Raw genomic sequence first — 12,984 nt, forward strand, 5'->3', positions numbered from 1 at the left:
TATATAACGTTTTGTAATGTGTTGACGAATTATTCCAGAATAAGGTTTTCTTTAATCTCATCGTTAAGATACCCCTGATCAAAATCTGGTGTCATGAATTCGACGGAGGAGGAGTCTAGATAGCTGGTTTCTAGATAACTCGACTCTAGATAATGGAAATCTAAGTGATCAGCACTTGCGTAGGTGGGAATCGCAGAAAACAAAACGATACTGATCGCTGCAGCGATATTAATGACTTTGTTACGTTGAGAAGTAATTTTCATAGTAGTGCCCTCGAAAGGTGGGCAAATCCATCTGCCTATGAGAATTGAATCTGAGATATTTAGAAGTCGTAAGACAAACCAAGTGTGATGATGCTGTCGTTGTCGATCGGGCCCATCGATTGGCCGTTCAAGTAAAGGTCACCTTCGTTGGTGTTGAAATAGGTGTATTTCACGTAGGGTGTCCAGTCGTCGATGCTCTTAGAGAGAACGACTTCGTGTTCATTGGTACGGTAGTCGCCTTGATGAAAGATTACGTTGTCATCGTTGTGGGTAAACCCGCCATTGGATCCATCACTGTTTTCGTGAGTGTATTGGTAAGCTAAATCCCAGCCTGAGAGTGAGTACCCCGCACCGGCGATGAACTTATTAGTGTTGATCGTGGTGTCGCTTACATTCTCGAGTACTTGCCCTGACTGGTTATATCCCAATCCACTGAATACATTGAAGTTATCATTGACTTGGTAATCAATAATACCTTCGATTAATAACTCTTCACCGTTGTCCCATTTACCGAGTTCACCGTATAGGTTGAACGTGAAGGACTCGCTGATGTGAAAGTCGTGGCCGTAACCCGCTGCTAACCAACCTTGGTCATCAAAACCTATATAGACTTGTCCATTTTCTGAGGTATCGATTAATGCGCCAGCTTCTGTGGTGTAGACACCGTTATCAGCAGCATTAGAGGCAACGTTTTGTTCGATGTAAACTTGAGTCGAAGTCGCAAACGCTGCGCTGCTGAGTAACGTAAGTGGCAGTGCAATAACGCTAAGTTTGTTCATGGATTCTCCAGTGTCGTTCTATTGAATTAACTTGCTGGAGAGTATGTGATTAAACTGAATTTATATTAATAGGGTTAACTTTAGTTAAAACCTCAGTTTCATTTATGTTTCCTTAATGCTGATTTGATTGCTTCACGGGTTTTGATGTGCTGTTCGTCTTTAGCGTAGCGGCGGTGATAGAGCATTCGAAACGTGATCGGTCTTAATTTGATGGGGATAGGGTGAACGCGTAAGCCAAGCGCTGGTGCGAGCATTTCTGCAAAAGAACGAGTAGAAGCGGCGATATAATCTGTCGTGCTTGCCAAAATCAGCATGCTTGAAATTGAACTGGTTTCAATTCTGACTTTTCTCGGCTCGATATCGCTCTCTGATAAAAACTCGACCGTGTTCATGTTGGCGCGTTTGATCTTGAGCGCAATATGTTCCTCTTGGAAATACTCTTCTTTACTTAGTGTCTCACCAATTCGAGGGTGGTTGATTCGAGTCAGACACACGGGCTCCTCATCGACGATGGTTTCTTCAATCAATGAGTGTTTCTTACTCGAAAGTACATCAATGACGATATCTACTTTTTGTGCAGTAAGCGCATCAAACAGTTCTTCCTCTTCGAGTGGCGCTTCCGTAAAGCTTACGCCTTCAACCTGGCTAACGAAATGAAGCAAGCTCTCTGTGCAATAGACTTTAAGGTCATTCTTTTGCTGCTCAACCGTTCCAATGATGTTCAATGGGTCTTCTATCTTATTAGCGAGTGATACCGCTGCTCCAGTGGGCGCGATACCTCGTCCTTCTCTCACAAATAAAGCCTTGCCCACGACCCCTTCGAGTCTCTTAATAGCCGCGCTTACCGCGGGTTGAGAAATATCGAGCTGCTCTGATGCCACGGTGATAGAGCTGTGTTTGTAAACGGCCAAAAATGTCGTCAGTAGATTAAGGTCCAAATTCAGTTCCCTCTATTCTTATTGCACTCATCCAAATCATGGTGGAGTCGTTATTGATTCATAAATGAAATGGAGGTTTTAAGTAAAGTTTACACTATATATCAAGGTTCTGTTTATTAATAAACTTGTTTGCATCGGAGTGAGGAAGGAACTTCATTCATTTACTAAATACTCAGACCGATAGGTGAAACTATGAGAACTTTCGCAAAATTATCAATCATCTCTACAGCAATGATCATCACGACAACCGCTTTTGCTGCTGACCCAATGATGCAATACAACACCAAGCAGACTAACTCTGATATTCAAAAACTCGAGAAATTTGAATATCACGAGGGTGAAACCCTTGAAGAGTATCTGAGCACTCAACCTAAGGGGAACTTGTACTCTTCAGAAGAAGAAGTGCTTTCTGTGTTAATGGGCGGTGTAAACAATGGTGACTATCGCAAAGAAACCAATTCAGGTTGGAAAGAAGGCCTGATGTTTGAGGGCATTGCACCTTATGGCGATCACATGGTGTCGGGCGCAAACTGGTTCCCACGCACTGAAGAAGTTCAACCGGATGAAATGCGTGTCACGTTCATGGGGACATCACCAATGATTCGCCCGGGGCAGGCAAACACCTCGATATACGTAGAACTGGGTAACGGCTCTAACTTTGTTTTTGATTTAGGTGAAGGATCAATTGCGAACTACGTAGCGGCGGGTGTCGCGATGAATGAACTCGACCATATCTTCATTACTCACTTGCACGTAGATCATTACGGCTCATTACCTTATCTGTATCAATTTGGTGGTTGGAATGGCCGCTGGGAAAAGCCGCTTAACATTTATGGCCCAAGTGGTGCGACTCCAGAATATGGCACTCGTCATATGATTGAAGGCATGCAGCAAATGTTGAACTGGCACACCGATGCATTTGATGTGTTCCCATCAGGCAACGACATAGTGGTACACGAGTTTGATTTCCGCGACGACGGTGGCGTTATCTATGACCAAGACAATGTGGAAGTGATTCACTGGCGACGCAGTCACGCAAAAGATGGCGCGTCTGGTTACCGCTTGAATTGGACTCAAGATGACGGTCGAGTGCTTTCATTTGTTTGGACAGGAGACGGTCGCCCAACCGAGTTGGATTTGAAATACGCAAAAGGTGCAGACTTGTTCATTACTGAGCTGCAAACCGAAACGTTCGGTGTGTCTTCGATTATTCAAGGTGTGCCGCCATTCTTAGCACGTTACACCGTTGATACTCACCATACACCAGCGTACGCGGCGGGTTATGTGGCGAATGAAGTACAACCGCGCTTGTTCATGACAACGCACATGACATTCGACCCATATCTCAATGAGGAAACCGTTGCAGAGGTTCGACACCATTGGCAAGGGCCTTACCACTTCGGTGCGCCAGATGGCATTGTCGTTAACATGACTAAAGATAATGCGTGGGTTCGTGAAGGTATTTTACCTGATTTCCCGAATGCGCGAGCGCCACAATTTGATATGGCAGATGGGTCTGACTTTAGAATCCCGCTGCCGAAAAACAGCCGTGAAGACATACAAGAACAAGAGATTCGTGATTTAGAGTTGGATCCAAAGCTGTACTACCCAGAAGGCTACCACCCAGAGCTGTTAACTGAGTGGCCAGTCGACCGTGACATCGTGATCCCAGCTGAACAAGTACCAGAAGCAATGAAGCAAGGTATGAACACCAAGCAAGAATACATGGATAGAGTGCGTGCTCACCACAACCTTGAGCGCAAGTCGGTAAGTCGTCCAACTGAGCCTGGTGAAGGAGCAGGAACCGACAACAAATAGGGTATTTGCAGTGAGGGCTGATATTGCCCTCACATCCTAAAAAGTTAGGTAAATAAACCCATTCTCTTACTCAATCATAAAAACTATTGCTTACAACATCTTTGCTTAGAATATCTGGAGTTCATTATGAAAAAATCAATTTTAGCGGTCGTCATTCTATCTTTAGTGTCAGCGTCTGTTTTCGCTAACGGACAATCCAATGCTCACAACTATCAACCTGGTGCGACGAATAACTCAGAACGTTTAGCGGATATTGATCCTAACTACGAACTGACCTTACCTTCAGAAAAAGAAGGCTACACCATGTATGACAACCAATCCATGTCAGATGGTGGGACCTACACAACGTATGTCAAACCGAATCCTTCCGATGCAATGCATGTCGCCGATGAAGGCTCGCTAAAAATAACGCATGGAGAAGGTGGTGTCATTATGACGGAATACACCACAAAGAATGGCCAACACACGTTTTCAGTGATGTGCGGCTACACTTCGGGCCCATCATACTGGGCTGACGGAAAACCAGCGAAGGTATGTGAAGAGGCGCAAGCACTAGCGGTTGCATTGGAAGCAAAAGGTGAATGGGAGGTGAAGCCAATGACTTACACCATCGCACCAGCAAGAATCGTAGTTGATAAGTGATTTTTGTCTACAGAACGCTCGTTATATCGAGCCTTGTTATCCAATCACATTGATTATTTGTATTGAGACAGAGGGGTACTCAGGCTGAAATGCTCATGAAGTTCCCCTCAGCTTAGCTCACCTTACAAGAAGCTAAGTCAGCCAACTAATCAAATTTGTATTCGAAAATACAGAAGGTCTATCCCATGAAAAATACCATTAAGCTACTGGCTATCGCATGTGTTTTACTTACTCCAATGCTTGTCGCCGCTGCCGAACATAATCACAGTCACAATCATTTTAACCCTGAATTAGAGAAACTTGGCGACGATATTATTGGTCTAACCGTGTGTTACAAAAATGGTCATCTATCAGATGAGAATCAAGAGCCTGCGTTTATGAACCTTATCAACCACGCCAATGTAGAAGGTGAGGAGCTGGGGATGTTCTACATGGACAAATTGGGCCCTAAAGCCGAGCAAATCATGAGTGATGATGAGGCTCGACGTTTATGGACCGAAGAATATTGTGCTGATTTAACTGATACCTATTTGGACTCACACAAGTTAGCTCAAAGAGCAAATGAACACAAAGGTTATTCCCACGGACACGATCATGGTCATCACCATAATCATGACCACCATGGACATGGCGATTTAACGCCGGAGGTACTTGAGCAAGATATTGAGAGAGGGCGTTTACTCAGTATCAATTAAGCCCAATAAGATAAGTTCATCTAACCTATTGTTAAATATTTACTATTTGATAGTGTGTCTAGGTGCACATTAAGGATGTGTTTCATATTTAGCGATGAAAATAGTAGGAGTTGCGATGAGTATTATAGTGAGACGGTCTGAACCGTCAGATGCAAAGGGAATCAAAGAAGTTTACGAATGCACTAATGCTTATACCGGTACGTTGCAACTCCCAAATCCATCTCTGGAAAGCTGGCAAAAACGAATCTCTAATATGCCTGACAACGTGTACTCGTATGTCGCGATGATCGACGATGAGATTGTTGGCAACTTGGGAATGGAAGTGTGTGTGAACCCAAGAAGACGACATGTTGCTTCATTTGGTATGGGTGTTAAAGACGATGTGTTAGGCAAAGGTGTCGGTAGCCAACTGCTCGCAACAGCAATCGACTTGTGTGATAACTGGATTAACATCAAGCGAATGGAGTTAACGGTGTATACCGATAACGAAAGAGCGATCAGTCTGTATAAGAAGTTTGGTTTCGTGATTGAAGGAGAGTCCGCAGGATTCGCTTTCAGAAATGGCGAATATGTGGCGGCTTATCATATGGCTCGACTAGTATAGCGCTCGGCTTCTAACCAAGGCTACAATTAAAACAGCTAGAGTTCTTCAATAGATAATAAAACGCCACGTTACAATAACGTGGCGTTTTCTATTTCAGTCAACTGATGCTTTGAAGCGCTTCAGTTTTAACTCTACTTAAGCTGTAAGAGGCTCAAGGTTGGCTGGACGGTAGTGTACAGATTTTAGTACTTTACCTTGGCGAACTGTTTTACCTTCCGATACAAAATCTTCAGCGCATTTAGCAATGATGTATTCACCTTTTTGAACCGCCATTAGCTTAATGTTCTGCTCAGCATAGAATGCTTCTGTTTCTGCGTATTCTGTTTCATTACGGCATACTTTGCTCATGTTGCTTGAGTGTACTTCGTCCCAGCAAGGTAAGAAGTCAATTGAACGGTTTTTGGCAACGTTCAACAGTAAGTCGATTAAGTAGCTGATCGCTAGGTTGTCTTCTACTTTGGATTGGCCAAGGTGAACCAAACGTCCCATCAAAACATAAACGCTGTCTACAATAGCGTCCGCTTGTTCGATTTTAGAGTCAGCTTCTGCAAGTTCTGTTAGCTCTTCGATCGCTAGAGAGGTATGTAGCGTATCGCCTTTTTCGTCCATTGTTTCAGGAGCAGCAACCGGCAGATCAAAAGTACTGCGGAACTCTTCAATGTCGCGGTAAAGGTGATCGTAGATTTCTTGGTTTAGTTGAGAAAGGTTCATATTCCTATCCATTTTGTTTCGTTAATGGACCATTTTAACAAAGGTAGGAATGGGGTGCTAACGCAAAGTGGAAGAACGCGACTTTTATTCATTGGACCAATGAGGTATTTTGCATACAAACTAATTGATTATTATGTTTTTTTACACTTTACTCTTCTTAATATACGAAATATTAATGTTGCCATTAATGTCAGCAGTAGTGGAATCCCATTTATGAACCAAGCCAGTGAAAGCGAAATTGTTATACGCCGCTTGTATCAAATCACCAATGATTATCGAAAGGGCTTCGATATTCAGATCGCTCAGCTGCTTATTATGGGGCTTGAACGCTTCAACCTTGATATTGGTATCTTATCGAAAGTCGATCGCAATACTTATGTTGTTGAACATTGTGTTACGCCTGAAGGGGTAGAACTCAATAGCGGTGACACTTTTGATTATCGTTCAACCTATTGCGAAATTACCTGTAAATCGATTGGTCCTATCTGTATTGAGCATTGTGGCAAACACGATAAGTATGCGAAGCATCCTGCTTACCAGTCTTTTGGCTTGGAGTCTTATATTGGGGTTCCCATTTTCGTTAATGATGAGCTTTATGGCACCTTAAACTTTTCAAGCCCAGCACCCTATCATCGTGAGTTCAAAGAGTTCGATGTCGACGTGATGAGACTAATGGCATCATGGATCGAAGTGGAGCTGGTTAGAAGGCAGCAAGAACGAAAACTCAAAGAGTTGAATGAGAAATTGGAGTATCAAGCTCTGTATGATCCTCTGACACACTTGCCAAATAGACGTTGCTTGTTTAAAACGTTGAATGCGGAAGTCGAGCAGTTAAAAGGCTCTTTAGGAAAGGGAACCTTGGCGGTTGTCGACATCGACTTCTTTAAACAGGTTAACGACATTTACGGTCACCAAATGGGCGATGTTGTATTAAAGAAAGTGGCGAGCGTGCTGAACAATAACACTCAAAAGGGTGAGTTTGTGGCGCGTTTTGGTGGTGAAGAGTTCATTCTTTGGTATCCAAATAAAACACCAAATTATGTTGAAGGTAAGTTCATGACTCTTTTGCAAGAGATGAAGAAAATCACACTGGATCGAAAGCCTGTCACTATATCAATTGGTGCGTGTCATTTTGAGTTGAGTACAGGGGATACCAAAGGGGAAAGGATGTCGGCGTTAGATAAGCTCATCAAAGTTGCCGATGAGTGTCTGTACATTGCGAAACAAAATGGACGAGATCAGTTCATTTCTCGTCCATATCATCAAGAGCGCTCAGGAATATGAGCCATCATGTTAGCGATTAACTGAACTATTAGCTAAACAAGTAAGGGAACAGTTGACGGCGTTCTTCTGGCGTTAAAGACTCGACTCTTGCGATGTTGGTGTCTGGGATCGCTTCAGGGTTAGGGTAGTGCTTCAGTACCTTTTCCATGCTTGCTTCACGAATCAAATGGTAAACAGGGTATGGAGAGCGATTCGTTAGGTTTTCATCGTCTTCTGGATCCGCACCACCAAAGCAATAGTCAGGATGGAACGTTGCCACTTGGTAAACGCCTTCCCAGTCTTGCTGTTTGATCAACGCTTCAACCCAATCAATGAACATGTTGTAGTCGAAGAAGTCTTGCAGCATGTTAGGAACCACCACTAAAGTCGTCTCTAATTCAGCAACTGGCGTATTATCTAACTCTACGAAATGCGTCATGATGTCTTCCAGTAACGCTTCTTCCGTATTCGCTTCACTCACAAAGATCTTAATCTGTTTATTACGTTGTGGCTTGGCTGCGAATGGGCACAGGTTTAGGCCAATAACGACATCGTCTAACCATTGTTTTACTTGGTCGTGGATGGTTTGAAGATCTGTGCTTTGAGTGTTCGACATAACAGGTTCCGAAATGAAATTTTGCGTAGGATATCAGAACGGACGTTAATCAAAAGCAATAATTGAGTTACAACCTTAGTCGTACTTATGCTTGTGCGAGTTTAGAGGCCGATACTTGAAGTTGTTTTAATTGGTAGACCCAAGCAAATATCGCAACATAGAAGATTGAACCGCCCGCAATCACGCCATTCCAACCGAACAGTTGCCAGCAATACAAGAGTAAGAAACCACCTAAGCTCCCGCCTATGTAATAGTGTACTAAGTAAAGAGCGGTTGCCGTTGCCTTAGCGCTCGGTGCTTTTTGACTTACCCAAGAGTAGGCAAGGGTATGGGCGAAGAACGCGCCGCCACTAATCAATAACAAGCCTGCTAGCATGAACGGAACTTTGTCGACTGCAGAAATTAGCATTCCGATTAAGCTAATACACACGCCCATCAATATTCCGCTTAACGGGTCAAAGCGAAGTGTCCATTTGTTGGAGAGCTTAGAGCTTACCGTACCGGCCAAGTAACATAGGAATATCAGTGAAGCTAAACCAACGGGTACCGAGTGAGGTTCGGATACTAGCCTAAAGCCCATTACAGAGTACAGGTTAACAAACAGCGCGAAGTTAGCACCACCAATCAACATGGCAAGCCACAAGGTACGGTTTCTTAAGTGCATTACAACGGAGCGGTTGTGATGAAAGAACAGCCCTTTTTGAGGTTTGAAGTTCTGTTGGTCAGGTAGGCGATAGGCAATAAAGAGTGCACCAAGCAATGAACCGACAACGAAAAACAGTACAGTTGCATGCCAATCGAAATAGTCTGTAATTAAGCCGCCTAATACACGTCCGAAGATTCCACCCAATGAGTTGGCCGCAATATAACCTCCAATCGCGACAGCAAAGGCTTTGGGTGTTAACTCCTCAACCATATAGGCAACCGCCACACCAGCAAACGCCGCCACAGCGATGCCCATAAATGCGCGGGCAATAACGAGTTGCAACAAGGTAGTCGTGAACACCATGCTTAACCCTATTAATGGGATAGCGAACAGACTGAACAGAATAATGGGTTTACGACCAAAGGTTTCAGAGGCAATTGCCCAAGGTACCAAGCTAATCGAAAGGCCGAGTGTTGTAGCAGCAAATAACCAGTTGATTTGAGTTTCAGATACTTGGAAGTGCTCCGCCATGTGCGGCAAGATAGGCTGAAAGAGGTAAAGGTTACAGAAAATGATAAATGAACCAATCGCCAATGATTGGGTGATACGTTTGTATTGAGGACTGCCTTTATCAAACATTGACGTTGTGCCTGCGCAAGTTAGTAAGCTATTTGTGAACAAGTTATCAGTACAGATGCGATTAAAGAAATATATTAAAAATATCACCTCTATATATTAAATATATCACCATGCTTGAATCAAAACCTCTTCGACATTTTCTGGCTGTTGCGCAGTTTGGTAACTTCACTCAGGCCGCCAAAGCGCTGCATATCGCGCAGCCCGCGTTGAGCATTTCTATTAAAAAACTAGAACAGACGCTTGAGTTGATTCTATTCCGTCGAGGCGATAAATCCGTCACTTTAACGGAGGAGGGCAAAGTACTGTTTGAGCATGCAAAGCGAATCGCCCAGCAGTTTGATGATGCTCAGCTCGCGATGAATGAACTAAAGGGGCTAGAAAAAGGCGAGGTTCGATTAGGCGCTCCAAGTATGATGGGCAGTTACTTTTTCCCCCAAGTAGTGATGGCATTTAAAAGCCAATACCCAAACCTAAAGTTGACCTTGATTGATGCTGGCACCGCATCGATTCGTGAAATGCTGTTAAACGGCGAACTCGATATTGGCGTAATTAATCATGAGAACGTTCCAGATGATTTGGAAACGGATCATCTGTTAAGTTCTGAGATGGTCGCCGTTGTCGGTAAGGAGCATCCGCTAGCACAACAGCCTTCGATGACCTTTGAAGAATTCTTTGCTCAAGAGCTGATCATGTTTAAATCGGGCTATTTCCACCGCGATTTTATTGATGCGACCTGTAAGAAGTACGATCTTGATATGACCATTGCGTTTGAAACCAACTTGCTCCCGATGATTCTTTCTATCGTTAAACAAGAGTTTGCGATCACCGCGCTGTTGAGCTTAGTGACGGAATATGAGAAAGACGTGATAGGCGTGCCATTTAAAGACCCTGTAAAACTGAATCTATCGTTGGCCTGGAGAAAGGAAGGGTATTTGTCGAAAGCTGACAGAACCTTTATTGATTTCGTTAAGCGGTATGTGTGATTTAGTAAGATTTAAATAAACAAAGCCCGAACATCCTAGATTGGATATTCGGGCTTTGTTGTATAGAAGTATGACTGGCTCAGAGCACGTTAGGTGTTCTTTGAGTTATACATCTTATCGAAGTTTTTCTGATTCCAGCCGACCATCACTTGATCGCCGATTTTAAGCACGGGGATAGAACGAGCACCCATTGCTTGCAATTCTTTACGGCCACGCTGCATCTTTGCATTCGTCAGGCGGTAAACAATTTTCTTAGAGTCTAAATACCTTTGGGCATCTTTACAGTGCGGGCATTTGTCTGCGACGTACAATACAACACGTTTCATTTTTACAATCTCTTTTTGAGTGTAGCTCTTGGTGAATCTCGCTAAAGTGTAACGAATCCTAGGTGATTAGAAAAGTGTGATCAGTTACACTATGCGGCTCAATTTTCAAGACCACAACGTATTGTCGTGGTGTAACTTGTACGGTCTTTCAGCATGCATCCTTCTTTACGCTATATTCAAGGCTATCCTAAGCACATTCTTGATCCTGTTACTCAACTTGTAGAGTCGGGTAAATTGGTGCCTTGGTTTGAAGCTCGCTACCCAAAGAATCATGAAATAAAAAGCGAGAAAGCCCTGTTTGACTATGCGATTGAGATAAAAAATCGCTACATGAAAAAAACACCACCGATCAGCAAAGTGATTTACGACGGCAAGATACACCTAATCAATAATGCGTTAGGTCTGCATTCTTACGTTGCTAAGAATCACGGTGGAAAGATCAAATCAAAGAATGAAATTCGTATCGCCAGTGTTTTTAAAAATGCACCAGAACCTTTGCTAAGAATGCTGGTGGTACACGAACTGGCGCATATCAAAGAGAAAGAGCACGACAAAGCCTTTTACCAACTATGCTGTCACATGGAACCGGAATATCATCAACTTGAGTTGGATGCCCGTTTATTCATGATGTATTTAGATTTAAAGAAGTAGCCCAATGAGCCAATCACAAAATAGAACGACGCTAAGCCTGTCGAAAAACAGCACTTCATCAGCAAAAACAAAAGACAACCAAGCTGATGTTAAGCCAAGTACAGCTAAGCCAAGCAGCGACAAGCGTATTTCTACAAAGAACACATCTGATAAAAGCCGCAAGAATAGTGCACCTAAAGGCGCGGGCAATAACAAAGCAAAGCGACCTTTTGCAAAAGATAGCAGAGGTAAACCGGGTGCCAATAAAGGATCATCGAATAAGGGTTCTTTCAATAAAACGGCTTTTAACAAGAACGCAGCTCAGAAAAGACGCTCGGCTGAAAAACCTCAAGGTGGATTACACCCAAGAAACCAGCACACTGGCCGCTATAACTTCGAGTTACTAGTTGCAGCCTTGCCTGAGCTAAAAGAGCATCTGATCAAGAATCCGGTTGGCGAAGACACCATTAATTTCTCTGATCCATTGGCTGTTAAGCTACTCAACAAAGCTTTGTTGGCGCATCACTATGGCGTTAAACATTGGGATATTCCTGCTGGTTACTTGTGCCCGCCAATTCCTGGTCGTGCAGACTACATTCACAGAGTGGCCGACATCCTTAATAGCGATGGCCAAGGTGAACCCTATAACCACGCGTCTGTGAAAGCATTAGATATTGGTGTCGGTGCAAACTGTATCTACCCAATCATTGGTGCGACAGAGTATAAGTGGCGTTGTACAGGGACAGATGTTGATTCAGTCTCCATCAAAACAGCGAACTTCATAGCGGAAAGCAACCCTAATCTAAAAGGTAAGATCCGCGCTCGCCTACAAGCTGACTCTGAATCTATCTTTAAGGGCGTGATTAAGGATAATGAACGTTACGATGTCACTATTTGTAACCCGCCATTCCACAGCTCTCTTGAAGAGGCTGAAAAGGGGTCACAACGTAAACTGGATAATCTAGCGGCGAACCGTGCTAAGAAAGCCGGTCAGTCGTTCAAGCCTGAAACGAACAAGAAGCCAGTTAAGTTAGATAAATCAACTAAGCAAGATAAACCAACCTTAAACTTTGGTGGTCAAAAAGCCGAGCTTTGGTGCCCAGGTGGTGAAGCCGCTTTCATTATGAAGATGGCGAGAGAGAGTCAACTTTTTGCTACTCAAGTTTTGTGGTTTACGACATTGATTTCTAAGAAAGATAACGTCGATATGGTTCGTTCAGAGCTTGGCAAGCTGCGAGCGAAACAAGTAAAAGTCGTCGAGATGTCACAAGGCCAGAAGGTAAGTCGCTTTATCGCATGGACCTTTATGGACGATGAGCAAAGACAAGAGTGGATCGCGCTAAAATAGCGGCTGCACTTAGTTAAGATATTAAGCTGAAATACGGACGGGCTTGTTGTTAACGCAACAAGCCCGTTTTTTTTGTGTTTTGC

15 protein-coding genes are annotated in these 12,984 nt (G+C 43.5%); 8 read left to right on the forward strand and 7 right to left on the reverse strand.

The window, feature by feature from the left end:
- Positions 1 to 29: 29 nt before the first annotated feature.
- The 3 genes from AB4623_RS01615 to AB4623_RS01625 all read right to left on the reverse strand — a co-directional run bounded on the left by AB4623_RS01615 (position 30) and on the right by AB4623_RS01625 (position 1,980).
- Positions 30 to 263 (reverse strand): hypothetical protein, encoded by a 234-nt coding sequence (locus AB4623_RS01615; protein ID WP_368084369.1) that lies wholly within the window; start codon positions 261 to 263, stop codon positions 30 to 32.
- A 59-nt stretch (positions 264 to 322) separates the two neighbouring features.
- A complete protein-coding gene (locus tag AB4623_RS01620) occupies positions 323 to 1,042 on the reverse strand; it encodes a hypothetical protein (protein WP_372145614.1) in 720 nt (239 codons plus the stop codon).
- A 98-nt stretch (positions 1,043 to 1,140) separates the two neighbouring features.
- Positions 1,141 to 1,980, reverse strand: coding sequence for a LysR family transcriptional regulator (locus AB4623_RS01625; protein ID WP_017068280.1), 840 nt, complete (start codon positions 1,978 to 1,980; stop codon positions 1,141 to 1,143).
- Positions 1,981 to 2,172: 192 nt separating this feature from the next.
- Here AB4623_RS01625 and gntH point away from each other — a divergent pair, with 192 nt between their 5' ends.
- The 4 genes from gntH to AB4623_RS01645 all read left to right on the forward strand — a co-directional run bounded on the left by gntH (position 2,173) and on the right by AB4623_RS01645 (position 5,739).
- Positions 2,173 to 3,798 carry a guanitoxin biosynthesis MBL fold metallo-hydrolase GntH gene (gene gntH / locus AB4623_RS01630; RefSeq protein WP_017068281.1) on the forward strand — a complete coding sequence of 542 codons (1,626 nt, stop codon included), beginning with the start codon at positions 2,173 to 2,175 and terminating at the stop codon, positions 3,796 to 3,798.
- Positions 3,799 to 3,924: 126 nt separating this feature from the next.
- Positions 3,925 to 4,440: a hypothetical protein gene (locus tag AB4623_RS01635; protein ID WP_017068282.1), complete on the forward strand. Its 516-nt coding sequence runs from the start codon at positions 3,925 to 3,927 to the stop codon at positions 4,438 to 4,440.
- A 185-nt stretch (positions 4,441 to 4,625) separates the two neighbouring features.
- Positions 4,626 to 5,135 (forward strand): hypothetical protein, encoded by a 510-nt coding sequence (locus AB4623_RS01640; RefSeq protein WP_017070904.1) that lies wholly within the window; start codon positions 4,626 to 4,628, stop codon positions 5,133 to 5,135.
- Between the two features lie 115 nt (positions 5,136 to 5,250).
- Positions 5,251 to 5,739, forward strand: a complete 489-nt coding sequence (locus AB4623_RS01645; protein ID WP_017068284.1) for a GNAT family N-acetyltransferase — start codon at positions 5,251 to 5,253, stop codon at positions 5,737 to 5,739.
- A 135-nt stretch (positions 5,740 to 5,874) separates the two neighbouring features.
- On the opposite strand, the gene AB4623_RS01650 is transcribed toward AB4623_RS01645, so the two are convergent.
- A complete protein-coding gene (locus tag AB4623_RS01650; protein ID WP_008217561.1) occupies positions 5,875 to 6,450 on the reverse strand; it encodes a nucleoside triphosphate pyrophosphohydrolase family protein in 576 nt (191 codons plus the stop codon).
- A gap of 213 nt (positions 6,451 to 6,663) precedes the next feature.
- Between AB4623_RS01650 and AB4623_RS01655 the strand changes: the two genes are divergently transcribed.
- Entirely contained in the window at positions 6,664 to 7,734 is a 1,071-nt protein-coding gene (locus AB4623_RS01655) for a diguanylate cyclase domain-containing protein (protein WP_372145616.1), read from the forward strand.
- Positions 7,735 to 7,762: 28 nt separating this feature from the next.
- Here AB4623_RS01655 and AB4623_RS01660 read toward each other — a convergent pair whose 3' ends face one another.
- Both AB4623_RS01660 and AB4623_RS01665 read right to left on the reverse strand, forming a co-directional pair.
- Entirely contained in the window at positions 7,763 to 8,329 is a 567-nt protein-coding gene (locus AB4623_RS01660) for a DUF1415 domain-containing protein (protein ID WP_102393884.1), read from the reverse strand.
- A gap of 85 nt (positions 8,330 to 8,414) precedes the next feature.
- On the reverse strand, positions 8,415 to 9,614 hold the full coding sequence (locus AB4623_RS01665) for an MFS transporter (RefSeq protein WP_017065532.1): 1,200 nt from the start codon (positions 9,612 to 9,614) through the stop codon (positions 8,415 to 8,417).
- A 110-nt stretch (positions 9,615 to 9,724) separates the two neighbouring features.
- On the opposite strand from AB4623_RS01665, the gene AB4623_RS01670 reads away from it, so the two are divergent.
- On the forward strand, positions 9,725 to 10,597 hold the full coding sequence (locus AB4623_RS01670; RefSeq protein ID WP_017066171.1) for a LysR family transcriptional regulator: 873 nt from the start codon (positions 9,725 to 9,727) through the stop codon (positions 10,595 to 10,597).
- Positions 10,598 to 10,686: 89 nt separating this feature from the next.
- Here the strand turns inward: AB4623_RS01670 and AB4623_RS01675 are convergent, their stop codons facing one another.
- Positions 10,687 to 10,923 (reverse strand): glutaredoxin family protein, encoded by a 237-nt coding sequence (locus tag AB4623_RS01675; RefSeq protein ID WP_016786183.1) that lies wholly within the window; start codon positions 10,921 to 10,923, stop codon positions 10,687 to 10,689.
- A gap of 153 nt (positions 10,924 to 11,076) precedes the next feature.
- Between AB4623_RS01675 and AB4623_RS01680 the strand changes: the two genes are divergently transcribed.
- Together AB4623_RS01680 and rlmF are read left to right on the forward strand one after the other, a co-directional pair.
- Positions 11,077 to 11,574, forward strand: coding sequence for a YgjP-like metallopeptidase domain-containing protein (locus AB4623_RS01680; RefSeq protein ID WP_004734935.1), 498 nt, complete (start codon positions 11,077 to 11,079; stop codon positions 11,572 to 11,574).
- A 4-nt stretch (positions 11,575 to 11,578) separates the two neighbouring features.
- Positions 11,579 to 12,901, forward strand: coding sequence for a 23S rRNA (adenine(1618)-N(6))-methyltransferase RlmF (gene rlmF / locus AB4623_RS01685; RefSeq protein ID WP_229647276.1), 1,323 nt, complete (start codon positions 11,579 to 11,581; stop codon positions 12,899 to 12,901).
- Positions 12,902 to 12,984: the final 83 nt, after the last annotated feature.

It is taken from the genome of Vibrio sp. 10N.222.52.C12 (assembly GCF_041474215.1).
GTDB classification, from domain to species: domain Bacteria; phylum Pseudomonadota; class Gammaproteobacteria; order Enterobacterales; family Vibrionaceae; genus Vibrio; species Vibrio crassostreae_C.